A 19,442-nucleotide genomic window follows, 5' to 3' on the forward strand; every position below is an offset into this window, starting at 1 on the left:
ACGCGGAAGACATTGTCATCACGGAATGGGTGAATGAAGAAACTTTCGGGCAAGAGCGTCGCTGGTGCAGCGGTGCGCAACAGTTTGCCATCTTCGTAAGCGAATGGGATCAACACCTCCGGCACAATCTTAGCACAATCTTAGAAGGCTCGTCGGAAAGATAGACGGGGCCGCCGGAGATCGCGCGAGCAATCGTCATTGGTTTCACGGATGCGATAGTCAAGATCAGCAATACATGCCGTGACTTCATAATGTTCGATTCTTTCGTTGAACTGGTTTTTGTAGTGTGACTGGCCAGAATTCCCACGTGCAGGGATTTCTAGCGAGTTCACTACGTTTGGTTGTGTTCATGTAGGCGAGTCTCTCCGAGACTCGTGAAAACCGAAGATTAAGTCTAACTTCAGCGAAGTACCCCGCCAACGCGAAAACGCTGGCCGATATCGCCATTTATCATCTTACTGCTGAACGTTACCATTGCATTGTGAATTCATGGTAAAAACAATAGTTACCATCAGGCTGCAGTTTGCGTGGTTTTTAACCCTCGTGTTTGGTCGGGTTGCAGGACTTGTTTGAAAAAGCGATCCTCAGCTAAGGAAATTCGACAGTTGATCATCGCTTGCAGTAGCCTGCTGTCGAATTCGTAAATTGAAGAGACACTGCCAACGCAGTGAACAACACGGTAAATCGAATGAATATGAAAAATCTATTGCCCCTCTGTTTCTTAGTAGCGATACAGTTCTTAGTAGCGATACAGGCTTCCTGTAATTCGGCTGACTTCTACGTGAGCCCCGATGGTGATGATGCCAATCGCGGCACGAAGGCAGCGCCGTTGAAGTCGATTGCCGCCGCCCGTGACGCGGCCAGAGCGGTTGCTGCAAAGGAATCCGTCACGGTGCATGTTGCCGATGGCGTCTACTATCTTCCCGAAACACTCGTGTTCACAGCGGCAGATTCTGGGACTGCTGAACATCCGGTCGTCTATCGCGCCGAAAACGAAGGTCGCGCGATCTTGAGCGGAGGATCGAAGCTCGATCTTACATGGACGCCTTACAGGGATGGCATCTTCCAGGCCAGGACTCCTGCGGCGTTAGTGATCGACCAACTATTTATCGATGGCGAGAACCAGCGGATGGCACGGTATCCGAACTATGACGCCAACATGAAAGCCAAACCGTATCAAGGTTTCGCTGCGGATGCGTTCTCGAAAGAACGAGCCGCGTCTTGGGCCGATCCGACCGGCGGTTACATTCATGCAATGCACCGCTCAAGCTGGGGCGGTTATCACTATCGGATCACAGGCAAAGATCCCTCGGGCGAAGTGACTTACGAGGGTGGTTGGCAAAACAACCGCCAGTCGGGAATGCACAAGGATTTCCGCATGGTGGAAAACATCTTTGAAGAGCTTGATGCGTCGGGCGAATGGTTTCATAACGCAAAGACATCAACACTGTACTTCAAGCCAACTGCCGACGTCGATCTTGCCAACGCTGTAGTCGAAGTCGTCCGTCTGAAGCACTTGGTTGAGTTCCAGGGTTCGGAAGCCTCGCCGGTTCGCTTTGTTTCCTTCCAGGGTTTCACAGTGCGACACGCCGCACGGACTTTCATGGAAACGAAGGAACCGTTATTACGCAGCGATTGGGCCATCTATCGCGGCGGTGCTTTCATGCTGACGGGTACCGAAGACATCCGCATTCTCGATTGCGAATTTGATCAAGTCGGTGGCAATGGAATCTTTGCCAGTAACTTCAATCGCCGCACGTTGGTCAAAGGCTGTCACATTCACGACACCGGTGCCAGCGGCGTCTGCTTTGTTGGCGACCCCGATGCGGTTCGCGACCCCTTGTTCGAGTATGGACAGAAAAATGACCTCGCAAAGATTGATCGCACACCGGGACCGAAATCGAACAACTACCCGGCTCAGGGCACGGTCGAAGATTGTCTGATACACGGTATCGGACGAATTGAACGTCAACCGGCCGGGGTGCTGATCGAAATGGCGTCAGAGATAACCGTGCGTGATACCTCCGTGTATGACTGTGCCCGTTCCGGTATCAACATCGGCGATGGTGCTTGGGGCGGGCACCTGATCGAACGCTGCGATGTGTTCGATACCGTGCTGGAAACCCACGATCACGGTTCCTTCAACTCATGGGGCCGAGATCGCTACTGGCGCTCCGATCAGCAGACTTCGCAAGCAGCGGTCGACAAAGAACCAAATCTGCCCTTCCTTGATGCAGTTAAAACCACCACCATTCGCGACAGCCGATGGCGTTGCGATCATGGGTGGGATATCGACCTGGATGATGGGTCGTCCAATTACGACATCTACAACAATCTGCTGTTGAACAATGGCTTGAAGCTGCGTGAAGGCTTCCGTCGACATGCATGGAATAACATCACCGTGAACAACGGGCTGCATCCACACGTCTGGTATGACGGTAGCAAAGACCAGGTCTATTCCAATATCTTCATGGGACCTCACCGGCCCGCTCGAATGAACAGGCCCTACGCCGACGGCACTCGTGTGGACGGTAACTTCTACGCTGCGGACGAGGCTGCCGTGATGCGAACTTCCCAAAAGCTTGGTTGGGATGAGAACTCCATATTCGGAGACCCGATGTTTATCGATCCTGCAACGGGTGACTTCCGAGTGCAGGAAGGCTCGCCTGCCTTTGAGGTCGGCTTCAAGAATTTCCCGATGGATCAGTTCGGGGTGAAAAAGCCATCGCTCAAAGCGATTGCCCAAACACCGGTGCTTCCTCAACCGAAGGTGGTCGCCCAGACCAAGCAAACGAAGGCAGAGCCACATCGCGAGATATGGCTGGGGGCAAGCTTGAGAGAACTCTCGGGCGTCGAGTTTTCCGCCTTCGGAGTCAACAAGGACGAGGGCGGCGTGGCTCTTACGGATGTCCCAAAATCCTCCGCTGCTGCCCAGGCTGGGTTGATGGAAGGCGATTTGATTCAGGGCATGAACGGCAAAGCGGTGAAAGACACCCAACAGCTTTTCAAGTTGCTTTCCGGAATCCAATCCGAAACGCTGAAATTAAAAATGGTGCGAAATCAAAAGGTCATCGAACGAACCGTCGTACGGTCGTCAATGGTTGAAGTGGAAACGGCCTCCGACACAAGTGGTTTTGAAAAGCTGCCCGTGCCGACTGCCTCCGGTTGGGCTGTCACGGCCAATCAGAAAACCAGTAATGAGCCGCTGAGCACCTTGACCGACGGCAAACTCGACGAAAACTTTGGACCAGTGTTTGCGAACGGGATTCAAAGCGGCGCCTACAAAATGGACCTGGGCGAGGTGAAGCCCGTATCGGCCATCACCAGCTGGTCCCACAACCAAGGAAACAAGCGTGGTGCGCAAAAGCTGACTCTCTACGGCAGCAATGCCTCGATCGACCCAGGATGGGACCTGAGCAAGTTCACCGAACTTGGCAGGATTGATACCAGCGCCGATGAGGGTAAGTTCACCGCAGCGTCGCTGCGTGCTACCAAAGCGGCGTCACTTGGAAGTTTCCGTTGGATCGTCTGGTCGGTTTCACCGGTGAGTGATTTGGGTGGTGGTGAAAACACCGCCTTTCAGGAGTTCGCTGTCGAGGCAGAGTTGAGTGAGGCTGAGAAGGCCTCCGCGGCGATCAAGCGGCCCAATATCGTCTTCCTGATGACCGACGACCAGCGTTGGGATACGCTCGGTTGTTACGGTAGAACCGACGTGATCACTCCGAACATCGACAAGCTCGCTGCGCAAGGCGTGGCCTTCGACAATGCGTATTACGCGGTGGCGATTTGCATGCCCAGTCGCGCTACGATGTTTACCGGACGCTACTTTTCAGATCACCGCTCAGGGTTCACGTATCCCTACAACCGAACAATCCCCAAAGAAGAGTTTGCCGACAGCTATCCTGCCAAGCTGAGGCAAGTAGGATATCGCACCGGCTTCGTTGGTAAATTTGGAATCCGCCTCGAAGATTCACGTAACACAGCCATTGAGCACTTTGACTATTTCGTTGAAGGAAATAGGGTGGACGTTCCAAAGGACGATCCTGGTTTAAGACATATCTATCGTGGTGATCGTCCAACGAATGAGCGGACATTGAAGAAAGGCGACGCGATGATTCGCTTCCTCGAGACACAACCCGCGGGCCAACCCTTCTGTCTGTCGATTAGTTTCGATGCGGTGAAGAACGATCGTGATAGTCATATGTATCCGCCACATGTGGAGATCTTTAAGGACAAGCAAATGTGGGTTCCCGAAAACTGGGTTGCAGGAAAAAGCGAGAGGCTCCCCAAACTGCTCGACCATTGCCGAGGTACTTATCTGCATGTGGCTCGCACCTCGACTCCAGAGTTGTATCAAAAACTGGCCCGCCGCTTTGCGGTTCAGGGCTACACCGTCGATCAGCAAGTCGGGCGGTTGATGGCGAAGCTTGAAGAGATGGGTGTGCGGGAAAACACCGTCGTCATCTACACAAGCGACAATGGTCGCTTCCATGGCTCACAAGGTCTTTATGATAAAGCGATACTTTACGATGAGGCAATGAAAGAACCGCTAATCGTTTTCGATGGAAGGGCTCCCGAGTCGCAGCGCGGACGCAGGGTCGATGCGATGGTTTCCTCGGTCGATCTGGCTCCGACAATTCTTTCGCTCTCTGGCATCGAGGCCCCGGAGATCATGAAAGGACGAGACTTGAGCGGACTATTGAACGGGACCCAAGACATGTCGGAGTGGCGCGATGCGGTTCTCATCGAAAACTTCTTTCTACAGGAGATTCATTCAGCCGGTATTAAGAAGCATCCAGATATTTCTGGACTCAACGATGAGATCATCGCTGCAAACCGATCCTATCGCACCCGTGGTGTGCGTACGGATCGCTATAAATATTTCAAATACCACGAGCACGACCCGGCGATTGAAGAGCTCTATGATCTGCAAGCGGATCCACACGAGATGAACAATGTCGTTGCCAATCCGGAATACGCAGAGGTTCTATCCAGAATGAGACAGAAAACGGACGAACTGCACGCTGAAGCAATTGGGCAACCGAGGCACGGGGAATGATGAAGTTGGTCGGTCGAAAAAGAAGTTTGACCTGATAGTTCATTTACCGACTTTGTGAAGAGAGATGCCAAATGACGACGCTTGTGATTGGGGCCACTGGAGCGACAGGACGGCTAGTCGTGGAGCAACTGCTCGACCGTGGTCAGAGCGTCAAAGCAATTCTCAGAGTGGCCAATAGACAACGAGAATGCTGCCGACTATCTCAGGACAAAGATTGGCCAAAATCACAAAGCCATCGAGTGGTCTGCGGTTCGGCCAGACAGTTTGACCAATGAGCAGAAGGTCAGCGAATACGAACTGCATGCGTCTCCAACCAGGAGTGCAATCTTCAATCCAGGCGTTCCCAGCCGTATCAACGTGGCCCACTTCATGGCTGACCTGATTACCGACGTGGCCACTTGGAATATTTGGAAGGGACAAATGCCAGTCATTTACAACAAGCCATAGAAACGTTTACCGCTACTGCCTCGGCAAAGCAAATCGGCATTGTGGGCAGGACATGCCCGCGTGCTGGCACGAAAAGGATCACCAACGGCGTTCGGTTCATTCGTCTTTGCGGATGACGGTGGCGGTGGCGATCAGGGAATCTTCGTTTTGTTGGAGGACGAGGTTGACTTCTTGGAGCGTATTGATGAACTCGGAGAACGAAGATTTTTGGTCGACCCTTGGTTTCTGGCGGGAAAACTCGCGATTGCCGTGAACGTTGCAGAGGCAACGGCTGGTCTGGCGATCGTAAGAATACTCGCCGTGATCTGGACAGTAGGGGCGGATTCCGTATTTGACTTCCGCCAGTGCCGGAACCTCTTCAATCGATGTGCCGTACAACTTGTGCAGGTTGTAGATCCATGATTGGCAAATTGTCCTGTAAATTCGACGGATCGATTTGCCGCACCGTTTCTCCGTCGCAATAATGCAAGCCAACACGATCTCCGATCCAGCTGAGGCCCGTCAGCGTGGGATCAGCGTCGAGAGCCTCGCGGATTCCGGGAATCGTTTTCAGCAATTGACCTGCTCGCTAACGTCCCGTCACCAGGACCATCGATCCGATTGCCGAAGCCGCGAAACGACCACTGTTCAAATCACGCGGTTGGTCGACGAGTCCTTGAAAGTCTCGAGAGAAGCTGCCGTTTAGCTGTGGCAGCACGCACATCTCTAGCTTGACATGCGGTTCCAATTGCAACCGCACAGCCAACCGGCCAGGGTGAAGAGGCTCGATTTCATCGCAAAGCTCCAGCGATAGGAGGAAAAAGAAAAAACGTTGATGCAGACACAAGCACGAGTTCGCAGACTCGTCCACAGAGCCTGCTATCGAGTCCGTCGTGCGCAGAAATCAAAAAAAAAGGAGACTTCTCGGGGATCGCTACCGATTTCACCCTCCCGGCGGAGACTATTGCGCCTTTTGCACTTGGACTCCTTGGTTCTTCCCGCGTCGCATCTGGTCGTACGAGTCGAAGTTCTCTCTCTGGATAATGCCGTTGTAGAACTTCAGATTCTGCTGGTAGTCCAATTGCGTCCCGCGCTGAGCGGAGCTGGACGGCTTAGCTTCTGGCTGCGACTCCTCGTCTTGAGCGCCCAGCCAGTCGTCGCCTCGGTAGAACGCGTAACGAGCATTCCCTTCACGGGCGATGATGGTCGCTTTGCCACGAATATTGTCGGCAATGAAGATGCCTCGCAAGTCAGTTTCTCCCGAGCGGAACTCGTCGTCAGCCGAACCGATCGCTTTGACGTGGACTTCGGGGACATACTGTTTGTCCTGCGAGTTGATCACGTTGGCTCGTACACGGCCGCTCACCGCGTCCTCTTGCACTTCAACCTCCAAAGGTGTCACCAACGCCAATGCACTGGTAAACAGATCGTCACCGCGACAGATCACCAGATACGCTCCCTCTTCGGCGATGTCCAATTGAATGGTTCGATCCTTGTCGACGTAGTCCTTGCCGTCACCCAATTGAATTGTCGTTTCCACCAGTGGTGCGATGCCGGCGAGGTTCACCTTGGTGACGTTCGCCAGATTTTTCTCACGAAGATACAAGCGCATTAGGTCGACTCGATAGACCTGACATCGGGCTTCGGCGACGTTGCGGTAGCGAAGGGCAATCTTCACTGGATCACCCGGTTTGAAGATATTGATCTCATCCATCGCAACGTGCTTCGCTTCGAAGTAGTCGATGGCCTGCTGGGCGTCGGCGTATTGCGTGGCGACTTTTTCGTACCATTGGATTGCATTGGCAGGGTCGTTCTCCGCGTGGTAGATTTGTCCAATGATATAGCGAGCGAAATCGCGATCCTTGCTCTCACCCTCCGCAACGACCGTGGCTGCAGCCAGTGCCTGGACATGCTGCCGCTGCCAGAAGTGGCCCAACGCCGTCATGTACTGAAAACCACTCTGGAAGTCACTCTTTTCGAACCGTTCTTGGTATTGGTCACACGCTTCAACGACCAATTCATATTGTTTGAGATCGAGTAGCGCGTTGGCCATGCTAAAGGCAGCGTCGTCAGCCAACGGATTGTTAGGGTAAAGAGTCAAAAACTCGGATAGAAGCCGAATCGTCTCTCGCAACATCGCAACTTTGCTGGGTGCCTCCGTCGGTTTATCGTCTCCACGTTCGATCGAGATCTGGCGTTGCTGTTTGGCCAATTCGTGCGCTCGTGGTGCCTGTTGGTACAGAGACTGCGAGATCGCAAAGAAGGCAGCGGACACGTCGGCCGTGTCGGGGTACGAACGCCACAGGTCCTCCTGGTAGTCGATCGAGCCAAGAAATTGCCCCTCGTCTTCTAGAACGGCCGAGACGTTGCTGTCGTTGACGAAACTGGCATCGATCGTCGCCCGGTAAACCTGATAGGCCCGCTCGAACTCACCGATGTCACGATAAGCCTTGCCGACGGTGAGGATCTTGTCGTAGGGAATCTCCAGTGTAGGAAATCGTTCACGTAGCACCTCGAATACGTCGACGATCTGTTGGGCGTCGTAGAACTCGTCGGAAGTATAGATCCACAGCAACATGCGGGCGACTTCCTTTTCCTGATACCGCTGCTTGTCCGCGAACAACGGAGCGAGGTATCCCACAGCCTGCCGATACAGCCCATCGTCAAAGTGCAGCTTGCCGAGCGCAAAACGCTCCGAATCGTTCATTGCATAGGGATCATCCGACTCGACTCCCGGCTTCAAGACACGCAGCTCGCCAGACTCACCAATCCTCATGCGCTGCGGCTGTAGCGTATCGCGAATCACCGTCGGCAGCACCCGATAGTTGCCCGTTGCGTACCCAACGAGTTCATAGCGATAGTCCGCGACCCTTCGATCGGGCCGGTAATACATCAAGATACGGTCGTCTTCGACAACATGATGATCGAATTGACCTGACAAAGACCCTTCCACCAACATCATGCCAGCGGGCAGATGTTCTTCAACCGTCGTGTACATCGTATGATCTTGGCGCTCAAACACGTCAACATGCACCATGACTCGTTGCCCCACCTCGATATTCTTGACGCTGGAAGTACTGATTGGACCAATCGGGCGGCCGCGGTATTCCAGTGGAGCGTGGCGGTACCAACGGTTGCGAACCATCGGATAAGTCCAACTCTCGGGGTCTTTCAATTCACTAGAAAAACCGCGCAACGACACCGAGTAAGCATACTCGCCACGTCCTTCGATCTTGAAATCGACTTGGTTCTTCCCCGCTTTGACGAGTTCTTCCGGTACCGCCCGTATGAGCGTTTGCTCAGCCCCGAGGCTATGGATCGTCTCGAACTCTTTACCGTTAACCAACAGCCGCAACTTGTAGTCATCGGCAGCGTGCTGGCCAAGCCGGTAGTAAAGAGCAAGCGCCGCGACTGCCGGACCGTTGGCCTTGGCTGGCGTGAAGCCCCACACCCCTTTTTTGTTGAGCAGATAGCCGATGGCCTTTTCCACTTGCGGCGACTTGGGACGGACTTTGATCAACGCGATCGCGGTCACAGCCGTCGATTCAATTGGATCGTTCAGCCACGGTTGTTTGGTTGATCCAGGCCAGAACAATCGCTGTTCGTCCGTTTGGCCCTTCGCTTCGAGCACGTCTAGAACTTCTCCGGCATGATCCATCCGCCCTAGGTTGGCCAATGTCAAAGCGGTGTAGGCGAGCGCCGGCGAACTCAGACCGTTGCGTTCGCGGTGCAGTCGATTGACGTGAGCGAAATCGGCCGCCTTGGCCGTCGAAAGCGCGTGTAGCACGACTGCCTTGGCGTCGGTGTCGGCTTGAGCCAGTGACGTGAACACGTTTTCCAAGAACGTCCTGCCTTTCTGGTAAGCATCATCATGCACCACCAACCCCAACCGCTTCGACTCGGAGAGTGCCCAGAAGTTTAGCGAGCTGACGGCCCAGTCCGGTTGGTCACTCGCTCCATGCCAATTCCAGCCCCCTTTTTCACCCTGGGACACAACCAACGAACTCACCAGCGTCCGACCACGTCGCAGCAGACGCTCGATGTCTTCTCGCGGAGCTTTGAAACTCTTGGCATATTCCAACGCACTGACAACGGCCAACAAGTCGCTGCCCGGTTGTCGCCCCCAAGAAGGTGGCGGTGGAAAAATGCATCCGCCCAGCAGACGGCTCTTTGCCGCACCGCCGGAAGATGTCATAGGCAGCGGCCCGCCGCCCATCGCCATATCGATGAGACTCTGCTGCAAGCTTGGTCCCACCGAGATCGCCAGCCACTGAGTCTGATACGGACGCCCTTCGGGTAGTTCCACGTAGGCCGTCGCGTCGGTCGTGGAGATGCCGCCCGCCTGGTCAGCGAATTCGAGTCCCCATGGCCGTATCGGAATCGTCTGAGCGAGCGTATCGGAAAGATCACCCGCTATCGCTGTGACTTCCAATCGAAGCTGACCGGTCGAGGGAATCGTCACGGCGTCGAAGACTGCCTCCACGACGCCTTGTTTCTCGATGTCCACTCGCAAAGAACGCTCGGCCAATCGCGACGTAAGCTCTTGACCACCGAGTACGGTCAGCTGGAGATCGACCGGCCCAGCATATTCGGTAAGATTGTGAACTCGAGCGATCACCTGTACCGAGTCCCCCTCTTGCAGCGAGCGTGGAGTCTTCACCGTGACAAAGAAATCTTGTCGGGTTTGGACGGATGCCGTGGCTTGGCCCACCAACGTATCAACGCTTGCACCACGCGCCGTCATCCGCCACTCGCTGGTCGACTCAGGCATAGGAATCTCGACCGTCGTTTTCCCGTTCGCGTCGGTAACGATGGAACCGGTCCACCACCCCGCCTCAGGCAATTCTTCACGCGGTGCCTCTACCTGCTTGCGATTGGCATCTCTCCCGTTCGACGCGAATCGTTGAGATCCGGATTGACGCCTCATCGACAAGTCTGACCAATTCGCGCCCTCGTTTGCAGCCAAGCCACCGTTCGTGGGAGCATCAAAACCAAACATTTGCTGGTTACTCCTGCTATCCCCTCCGCCGCCCCCCATGCCGCCCCCCATGCCGCCCAACCGGGATTCGCTGTCAGCGTCGCCGAACGGATCCTCCGCAGGGGCGTTCAACGCGGGTTGCGATTCACCCTCCAGGGTCATGATACCCGATACCTGTGCCCGCATTCCTTCTTGTCGACCCTGAAGTTCCGCCATTTGTCTCAGCTCTGCCGCTCTTTGTGCTAACCACTCGCGCTCGTCTAGGTACGCCTTGATCACCCGCCGCGTCGTCGCTTCGTAACGGAATCCACAAGTACTCGCTTGGCGAAACTCCGCGTAGCGATAAGCATCCTTTTGAAAGAACTGCAGGATGTTTGGGGTCGTGTCACGAAAGATCGCGAAGAGAGCCTCGTCCACCAACGCCAGTGATAACTCCGCTTCCACAGGGCGGCCTAGCTGGTCCGTCACCGTCAATTCCACTTTACCCAACTCGCCCGGCGCGTAGGATTCCGCAAGCGGTTTGATTTCGACGTTCAGCTCCCTCTCTACACGGAAAGGCTTGTGAGTCGATCGTAGCTGATCGCCATCCATCAGCGACACCGTCAAACGGAAGTTGGGAAAGTGCTGGTGGTCAATCGACATATCAATCGGATTGAATCCCTTCTTTAGCGGCATCACGCGATGGCTAATGATCGTCTCGCCCTCGAATGTGACAAGAGCCAACTTGGCGTTGACTCGCGAATGGAGTCTCACCATCGCTGATCCGCCAACCTGCAACGTGTCGGTCTTACTGAATAGTCTCAGCTTCGTGGCATCGTCGTCATCCGAAATCTGCACGGTCGCCTGTTTGGTAACCACCTGTTGGAAACGATCCTCGCCACTCACTCGCAGGATATACAGACCACCTTTTTCCAGCGACTTGTCTTTCAATTGGAGCTTTGCGACACCGGTCTCCGTATCTGTTTCAACATTCCGCTCCATGATGGTCACCTCTTCGGCGGGCCGCCGAGCGATATGGATCCAGGGCACTCCGCTCAGAACGGGATTCGCCGTCGGTGTTGCTCGACGCAACACAAACAGCCTGACCTGTTTACCGACCGGCTCGCCGTCGGGCGTGGTAGTCTTGATCTCAACCTCGATCGGTTCTCCGGAGAGGGCCAAAGGGCGGCTTGGCTTCACGGCGATTTCAAATCCCTTTAGCGCCAGCACGGCCGCATGGGATGTGGTGACGTTTTCTCCTTCGATCGAAGCCTGAAAACGAAGTGGCGCACCCGGTTGCATGCCGCTGGTGTCAAACGTAACCGCCAACTTGCCCTCGGCGTCGGTCTTCTCGACGAATGCTCGTCCGTCTGGTAGCGAATAGCGGACCAGCTTCTCGGCTGCGGGTTGCCCCCAGTAATAATCCGCCACGATGGATAGCTCCACCTCTTCTCCGCGGAAATAGACCTCACGATCGGTATCGAGACGGAGTCTCAACTTCTCCAGTTTGAATGGTTGTACGTTGAACGTGGAAGCGTAGGTGGGACCACGTGGCTTGCGGGCGACCAGTTGGTAAGTTCCGACCGCAGCATTGCTATCAAGCTGAAACTCGGAATCAAACGTTCCAAATTCGCTCAGCGCAACCGGTTGCTCGTACAACAGACGCCCGGCGGAGTCGGTGATGGCAATCTCGTATTCGTCATTGGCGGGAGCGGAATAGGCTCCGTCTTTTACCTCGCGGATGATGCCGCGAAACTTCACCATTTGACCTGGCTGGTATGCAGGACGATCGGTATACAAATAGCCTTTTGCAGCGAGACCTTGACTGAGCTTCAGCCCCGAGAGATCGACCAAGTCCGATGCCACCGATCCGTCGAGCATGGCAAACACGCGAACCTTCCCCGCATCTTTCAGTTCATCGAACTTTCCCTGGTAGACGCCGTCGTCACCAGTCGCTCCGGTGGCAAGTACCTTTTCGCCGTTGGACACCAGCAGCTTCACGCCCTCCGCAGGCTCGCCGCGCAACATGTCCTGCACAAAAACCAAGACCTCTCGTCGCGAACTCTTGGAGATCAAATCCAGATTGCTGCGGACGACCAGCGTTGTTGCTTCGAAGTCCTCGTCGCTGACATGGACGATCGACACGCCCGCTTGCCCCTGCTCGAACGGGATCTCAATCTCCTGCTCCAGAGGAGAGTACTTCAAGTACTCGTCAATGACGACCTCCCATGTCTTGTCGGGCTGAATGAGGTCGATATCGAGTCCATCCACTCGGCCCACTGCGTGTGTTTTGCGAAAGTAAGCTTCCAGGTCGAGGAAGTATTGTTTAAAAGTCAGTTTCTCGATGTTTCGAGTGTTCACTTTCACGACAGCGGTTTCATTGGTACGAAATTTTCGCTCGGTCGTTACCGTCAAGTGCTTCTGAGTCATCAAAGCAATCCGTGATTTCGCTTGCCCCGCCGACGATCCCCACGTGAGCCGCCGATAGGTCTCGAGCGCCTTTTCCAGATCACCCAGCTTCTCTTCATAGATGACGCCGATTTTGTAGAGAGCCAACGACGACGGTTCGGTATTGGGGTACTTGGTCACGAGCCGTTGCCAACGGCCAACCGCGTTTTCGTAGGCGGTCGCTATTTTGTCAGCAGCAGCATTGTCGGCTTCGAGTTTCTGAGCTGCGACCAAGTCGATTTGACCAAACAGGAACAGAATCTGAGCGGCTCGGCTGTCGAGCGGATGTTTGTCGAGGAACACCTCGAAGAGATTCTTCGCTTTTGCATCGTCCTTGTCGGCAACGGCATCGACAGCCGCCTGATATTCCGCATTGACGACGCCCCGCTGGCAGTTAGACCAGTCAGGACCGTTGGGGAATTGATTGATGTACCGAGTCCACACTTCGGTCGCGGCGTTATAGTCCCGCTGCCCAAAGCGGATTTCTCCGATCCGGTAAAGCGCCGTCTTTTGCCACTCGTCCCGCAATTCCGCTGGCGACTTTCTCAGGTCTTCCAGTCGATCGGTTGCGGCATCTCCTTTCGGCAGCACGAAGCCGTCCCCGGCAATGAAGTCTTCATACTCAGCGATGGCCTGATCGGCACGGTGATGGTAGCGATAGGTTTCTGGTAAAAACCAAGCTGCCTGGACCGCTCGAACATGGCTGGGGTAAGCAGCCAGGAAATCGCGAGTCACGTTCAATCCTTTGTCCAGTTCTTCCGCACTCGGCTGTGGCAAATTGTATGTCTTCACTAACAACCACATCGTGTCGGCAGCCAGTGACGAGTCCGCGGGCAGTCTCTCTGCATCGTCCCCCAACAATTTTAAGAGATCTTCCGCGTTGACCCTTGCGGCGGCCGCCTGACCAGCCATCAGCTGAGCCTCGACCAAGTGATACCGCGACGCCAGGATATGTTTGCCGGCAGGCAGCGGATTCTCGCGTTTGCGGCCAGCCATTCGAGTGGCCGATCCGACGGCCCCCGTCCACTGCGGATCAAACTCGACGAGGTAGGCGCGGAAATCCTCAATCGCCTGACCGTGGTTGCCCGCCTGTTGAATTACGGAAGCCCGTCTGAACATCACCTCGTCTCGAAGGTCGCGTGCGATCTCCATCTCTAGCACTTTGCCGTAAAGCTTATACGCCTTCTGATAGTCAGGCGGCAATGCGCCAACGTCATTGGGATCAGACTTCGTAGCGAGCGCCTCGGCGAATGAGATGATGACTCCAGCGATCTCATGTTTGCGATCCGAAGAGAGCAGTCGTTGTGCCTCTTGCTCGTAAATCACTTCCGCTTCTTTGAATTGTCGAAGCGCCGCCAACGCAGCGGCCTTGAGGAATCGCGTCTTGAGGAACCAAGCCGAGTCGGGATGCGAGGCGATCAGCGCGTCGCTCGTCTCGATAGCTGCCCGGTGTTGCTTGAGATGGAACTGGGCCAGGGACTTCAGGTAAAGCGCCTCGTCGTCCGCGTCGCGTGCCTGGGGTTCCTCCGCGTTCCGCACCGCGTCCAAGGCATCAATCGCCGTCGCAAAATCGGCCGCCCGCATGGCTGCCTTGGCATTGGCAAGTGGATCGGGCTGTTCTTGGCCTTCCTGGCCATTGGCAGCGATACTGCCGATCATGAGAACCGCGGTGAGGGTCGCTTGGACGAAACACTGGTTATAACCGGTCATTTTCTCTGCTCCTGAGAAGGGAAGCCGCTGGCAAGGCGAGGGAAACTCGCGAGAATCTTTTCAGCTGCTAGTGGTTGGTCACTGCCAACGGTCGAGGATAGAGCCTGTTGCGGAAGCGTACGTGAGTTTCGTCCGTCATCACTTCGCGGCAAAAAATCTTGACGCGGTTCCGCTACCCTCAAATGAAGTCGCAAGAGACCATCAGTACAAGTATACACGGTCGGCAGTCGCTCGTGGGTGACACGGTTCGTAGCCGCCACTTGTTTCCTCCGCCGAGACAAGCTCGACGGAAAGATTTTTCACGTTTCAGAATTTCTTCAGTACACGCCATTCGGCGCTAGCGGGCTGTCGATTCAATCGGTTTGACTCGACTGATTGTTTAACGCCAAGCCATAGGCGATCGCTTATGAAAAAGCTGACGCCTTCGGCTAAGCGTTAAACGATTAAATCAGCAGGCCGCTAGCGGGCTGTCGATTCAATCGGTTTGACTCGACTTATTGTTTAACGCCAAGCCATAGGCGACCGCTTATGGAAAAGCTGGCGTCTTCGGCTAAGCGTTAAACGATTAAATCAGCAGGCCGCTAGCGGGCTGTCGATTCAATCGGTTTGACTTGACTTATTGTTTAACGCCAAGCCATAGGCGACCGCTTATGGAAAGGCTGGCGTCTTCGGCTAAGCGTTAAACGATTAAATCAGCAGGCCGATAGCGGGCTGTCGATTCAATCGGTTTGACTCGACTGATTGTTTAACGCCAAGCCATAGGCGACCGCTTATGGAAAGGCTGGCGTCTTCGGCTAAGCGTTAAACGATTAAATCGACAGCCTGCTAGCCGGGGGTGCCCCGAAAACTCCTGTTGGTGGCGCAAAGTCCAAAAAGGCCAGCAATACATTCGACATTCCAAGTGTCTGCAAGCGCCCAACACCTAGGAACCGACCCCTAGGAACCGACCCCTAGGATCCAACCGTGCATTCGGAACGCTAACATTGCCACTTCAAAACTTACGCATCGGGTGACGGTTTATGGAGTATTCACCACAAACGCGTTCCAAAAATCGCGAACCGTCGTTAGACCTGCCGACTCATCCGCCAAATCAAAAATCCACATCGCTTCCACGGTATCCGAAAAGTCGACGCCACCATTTGTCAGAACTTTTCCCCAATAGGAAGAACCGTCGACGATTTCCTTGGCCAAAGTCCATAGCTCTCTCGCGTGTGCATTGGGATTCTTCGGATCAATCGCTTCCGGCAAAAATACCGTATCTTCATTCTTGTAGTTAGGGGTTTTTGGCCCCCGACTTGGTTTGGCACCGTATTCATTGTTGCCGTCATCAATCTGTACATAGGTCAGTACAGCAGGATCGTTGATGTACTCCCAATCATTTTTGCCGTCGCGAAAGGTCACCCCTTGATGTCCGGCCGTATGTCGTTCATTCCAGATGCTATGCTGGACAAGAATGACATTCGTGCTTGTATTGGTGACTCCGTCGGCAATGAGTTTCGCAACCCAATCTGCCGTGAAATCAGATTGTCCTGCATCCATCACGAACACCCGTCCGCCCGCCTCGAGTACTGGCTTGGCTTTTTCTTTCACAACATCGGAAGCGAAGTCCAGCTGTGCAATCCGTTCCGGCGAACGCATGACGTGGCCGTCTTCGTTGGTTCCATAGATGATCCGCTCATGAGCGTTCACCCAACGCGCTTGAGCACGTTTTTCAGCCGTATCGGTGGCCAGTGCTTCGGGACCGAAGGCGAGATCAAACAAGCGTCGCGAGTCGATATACTTGAAACGGCTGTTCTTCACTTGAACCCCATAAGCCCCCGCCACGGCAAAGTAATTCACACCTTCTAGCTGCGGATGCGCCAACAAGCAGCCCACTGCCGCTTGCGCGTGGATGTCATCCGAATCGGGAAGACTATCGAACTGAGCGATAAACAGGTCCTTCTCTTTGTTAAAACGATTGGAAGTGGACGTCGCCTCAGGCTTCGGATTCTCCGCGATTCCTTCGGCCACCGAAACGGGAACGTCTACATGTCGGAAGACCAGTCGATCAGCTTTGAAAAACTGCGACCGTCCGGAAACCACCAATTTGTAACTTTCGCCAGCCTTGAAATGATAAACCGCCACACGTTTGTTATTCTCCCCACCGGGGTCCAAACGATTGCCAGAAGCCCACTCGAACTTTTTATCGGCGCCGCCAAAAAACTTGGTATCGGATTGAAGGAGCGATAGCGGAGCATCTTTCCTGTGCGCGTCACCTGCGTTGGGCCCCGCGTTAAAATCGCCTTCGACTCGGATGTAGCAATCATTGGCAATATCGGCTCGCCTCCTACCTTTGATCTCCAAGACTTCCTTGGCACAGCGGAGGTGAAGATAATAGAGCCCCCCCTTGTTTATCTTAAATTGGTATTCCAAGGGAGATTTCGGATCACCGCTCACCGGTGAATTGCCAGTAAACTCCAAATAGCCGGTGCCACTGAAAGCATTGTTCAGATTCGTACGTTTCAGTTCCCAAAGTCCGAGCGGCGAATCCGTTTCTTCAAGTTCGATGGCGACGAGACCATTCGATTCCACTTCAACGGCGTAAGCGTTTAAATTGGCAAAACAGACGACCGTCGCGATGACGAGGTGTAATCTCAATGGGGGACAGATGGGTAATCGGCTCATTCTTTTTTCCATAGTGAGGGATCCGTTGTTGGGGGAATCCGTTTTTCGGGGGGGGGATTGTTCGGAAACAATCTGGGACGTCGATCTAATTCGTGAAGTAGCAGAAAAGCGTCAAGAGTTCCGTTGACAATGGAAAACGAAACTCTTGGCAAATTTTCCTCTTTTGTACCATTCCAAGAATAGACAACAGAGTGATCGGGCCGAAAAGGCACTGTTTGCCTGTACAACGACTTGCCTGTACAACGACTTATCTTTCATGCTTTTTAAATGGGTCGTTCTTCCTTCGCAACCAATTGGAGCGATTTTAATCAATAGGACAAGTAATTATTGTCCAAAACCGAAAGAAATCGCCCTAATAAATTAACCTCATACTAGCGAGGCGTGTTGGTCCAAGGCCCCCTCCCCCTGTTCTAAGCCATCGTGTTCAATGTCAATGAATTCTGAATATTCCGAATTTGCTCGGCTGATTGGGTATCACCAGCGATCCGTTATGGGATACTGGAAATTGATGACGCGTTTTTTCAATCAACGTCTCCTGAACGGGGAGCTTCCTCTATGAATCCTCGCCAAGAACATTCACAGCGTTTTGATCAAGTCCATGAACTGGTGACCAAGTTACTCGAAGGGACTGCGACCGAAGCCGAGCAACAGCAGCTTCAGGAAGCCGTTATCAACGATTGCGAAGTCCGACTCGAGTATATTCGCTACATCCAAGAGGTCTCGCATATCGCATCCCGACTGGTGCCTCCCCAAACCACCGATATCCATTCGAAAGCGATGGTTCTCGAAGCGTTTAAAATCTCGGAGGATGCTCCTTTCAACCACGCGACATCGCCCAGCATAGCCGGTGCGCATCGCCCCAAATTGCCTTACAGCTGGATCGGCACCGCCGCCGTCACTGCGGCGATTTTACTGGTTATATTGTCTTTCCAATTGGGCGTTGGCCGAGTGGATCTCGATCCGTCTAAAACCGAATCGATCGCGCATAGCACTCAGAGTCATCCTCACGATTCGCAAGCCCCCGACCATGGCAAGGAAGTCGCAACGCTTCTTCAAGGCACCAATGTCATCTGGGATAGCCTGCATCGATCGGTTGAAGACCTTCATCGCATTTCAATCGGACAAACTCTTTGTATCCACGAAGGTTCGTTGAAGCTGGTATTTGACACCGGCGTCGAGGCACTGGTCTTAGCTCCGTGTCTAATTGAAATCCAGGATCGAGACCGTGTGTATTGCTCGTATGGTCGAATCGCTGCCAAAGCAAACGACAGTGGAATAGGGTTCATGATCGACACCCCCGTTGCACGTGTCACAGACCTGGGTACCGAATTTGGAGTTTCAATTAGCGATTCCGGGGATACCGAAGTCGCAGTCTTCAAAGGCAAGGTCAATGTTGGCCCCAATCCCACACTTCAGCAAAACAAGAACGCGACGCCAGTTCGAGGCCAGCGTTTGGTTCAGGGACAAGCGACTTTGGTTGGCCGCGATGGCCAATCACGGCGAGTCTTTTCGATCGATAACCAACGCCTTCCCGGTGTCCGCGATCTTGCTCCACTGCACTTGAACAGCCCGGTCATTTCCGAGGTGCGAGACAACATCGGTGACCGCCACCCTGAAAATCGAATGTTCTATCGAATCGTCCAGGCCGGCTTGCGAGAAGACAGCCAAGCATTTGTTGACCGAAACCACGAGTGGAACGGACTTAGCGAAGACGGGATGCCAGCGGAGCTGATTGGTGCCGACTATGTGATGCCGTTTAACGATGACAAGTTTGCCGATAACCTAGTGGTCCGTGTCGCAATTGCTAGACCGGCAACGGTTTACATCTTCTTCTGTGACAATACGCCCGCCCCCGATTGGCTTACGACCCGTTTTGAAGACACCGGACTCGACCTGGGGCTTGATGAAGTCGCCGGTCGATACCATTCGGATAGAAAACTATCCGTCGGCCCCGCCCAGAGTATCGACAATACGTTTTCGATCTGGAAACGCACCGTCGATCAGCCTCAGGAACTAGTCCTAGGATCCTTTGAACGTCCTGCAGATGTGCAGCTGGGATACAACATGTACGGCATTGCGGCAGTAGCCCGCTGAGCGCACAGCGTCTATTCAACTGCGGTTGCATGAAAATGGAAATGCACTCAACGCGGAAAGAAAAGCACGCTGCCCCGTTTGCGC

7 protein-coding genes are annotated in these 19,442 nt (G+C 54.1%); 3 read left to right on the forward strand and 4 right to left on the reverse strand.

The window, feature by feature from the left end:
* Positions 1-688 precede the first annotated feature (688 nt).
* Together Q31b_RS29095 and Q31b_RS29100 are read left to right on the forward strand one after the other, a co-directional pair.
* Positions 689-5,059: a sulfatase-like hydrolase/transferase gene (locus Q31b_RS29095; protein ID WP_231617680.1), complete on the forward strand. Its 4,371-nt coding sequence runs from the start codon at positions 689-691 to the stop codon at positions 5,057-5,059.
* Positions 5,060-5,197: 138 nt separating this feature from the next.
* Positions 5,198-5,506, forward strand: a complete 309-nt coding sequence (locus Q31b_RS29100; RefSeq protein ID WP_231617681.1) for an SDR family oxidoreductase — start codon at positions 5,198-5,200, stop codon at positions 5,504-5,506.
* A 96-nt stretch (positions 5,507-5,602) separates the two neighbouring features.
* Here the strand turns inward: Q31b_RS29100 and Q31b_RS18495 are convergent, their stop codons facing one another.
* The 4 genes from Q31b_RS18495 to Q31b_RS18505 form a co-directional block, all read right to left on the reverse strand.
* On the reverse strand, positions 5,603-5,980 hold the full coding sequence (locus tag Q31b_RS18495; protein ID WP_197171791.1) for a hypothetical protein: 378 nt from the start codon (positions 5,978-5,980) through the stop codon (positions 5,603-5,605).
* Positions 5,981-6,074: 94 nt separating this feature from the next.
* Positions 6,075-6,251, reverse strand: coding sequence for a hypothetical protein (locus Q31b_RS28430; protein ID WP_197171793.1), 177 nt, complete (start codon positions 6,249-6,251; stop codon positions 6,075-6,077).
* Positions 6,252-6,446: 195 nt separating this feature from the next.
* Positions 6,447-14,600: an MG2 domain-containing protein gene (locus Q31b_RS18500; RefSeq protein ID WP_146601139.1), complete on the reverse strand. Its 8,154-nt coding sequence runs from the start codon at positions 14,598-14,600 to the stop codon at positions 6,447-6,449.
* A 1,017-nt stretch (positions 14,601-15,617) separates the two neighbouring features.
* The gene (locus tag Q31b_RS18505) at positions 15,618-17,264 is read right to left on the reverse strand and encodes a hypothetical protein (protein WP_146601140.1); all 1,647 of its coding nucleotides are present in this window, start codon (positions 17,262-17,264) and stop codon (positions 15,618-15,620) included.
* 555 nt (positions 17,265-17,819) lie between these two features.
* On the opposite strand from Q31b_RS18505, the gene Q31b_RS18510 reads away from it, so the two are divergent.
* A complete protein-coding gene (locus tag Q31b_RS18510) occupies positions 17,820-19,358 on the forward strand; it encodes a FecR domain-containing protein (protein ID WP_146601141.1) in 1,539 nt (512 codons plus the stop codon).
* Positions 19,359-19,442: the final 84 nt, after the last annotated feature.

The organism is Novipirellula aureliae, from assembly GCF_007860185.1.
In the GTDB taxonomy this organism is placed as follows: Bacteria; Planctomycetota; Planctomycetia; order Pirellulales; family Pirellulaceae; genus Novipirellula_A; species Novipirellula_A aureliae.

Excerpts from the sequence above, each read along its gene's own strand:
- Q31b_RS29095 (WP_231617680.1), top strand. The coding sequence starts at position 689 with ATGAATATGAAAAATCTATTGCCCCTCTGTTTCTTAGTAGCGATACAG.
- Q31b_RS18505 (WP_146601140.1), bottom strand. The coding sequence starts at position 17,264 with ATGAGCCGATTACCCATCTGTCCCCCATTGAGATTACACCTCGTCATC.
- Q31b_RS18510 (WP_146601141.1), top strand. The coding sequence starts at position 17,820 with ATGAATCCTCGCCAAGAACATTCACAGCGTTTTGATCAAGTCCATGAA.
- Q31b_RS18500 (WP_146601139.1), bottom strand. The coding sequence starts at position 14,600 with ATGACCGGTTATAACCAGTGTTTCGTCCAAGCGACCCTCACCGCGGTT.